Consider the following 335-nt stretch of genomic DNA (forward strand, 5'->3'; position numbering starts at 1 on the left):
ATCAACATCTGAACAGTCATCACCGTTCTCGTCATTAAACACTCCTGTTTTTACAATTGCAATTGCAGGGTTTTGACAAAGTTCGATAACTGTTGGGTTATCTCCTACATAACCATCATTGTTAGAGATGTCTGTCACCTGTGCACCGGCTGGCGTAGTACCAAGTGCTTCTGCTGAATTTGTGAATGCTCCATTATCTATATCAGCTTGTGTAATTGTATAGATAGCTGTAAAGGTAGAAGTGTCTTCTTCACCCGGTGCCAATGTGATTGGTCCTCCCGATACAGTAACGCCACCAACTAAATCACTTACCATAACATCTGTTAGGGTAACGT

At 41.8% G+C, this 335-nt stretch carries 1 protein-coding gene; it reads right to left on the minus strand.

Annotation, left to right across the window (positions count from 1 at the left end; genetic code table 11):
- A partial coding sequence (locus K8344_RS14055) for a DUF7507 domain-containing protein (protein ID WP_237609302.1) occupies window positions 1-335 on the minus strand: 335 nt, incomplete at both ends.

It is taken from the genome of Aequorivita xiaoshiensis (genome assembly GCF_022008395.1).
Taxonomy (GTDB): Bacteria; Bacteroidota; Bacteroidia; order Flavobacteriales; family Flavobacteriaceae; genus Aequorivita; species Aequorivita xiaoshiensis.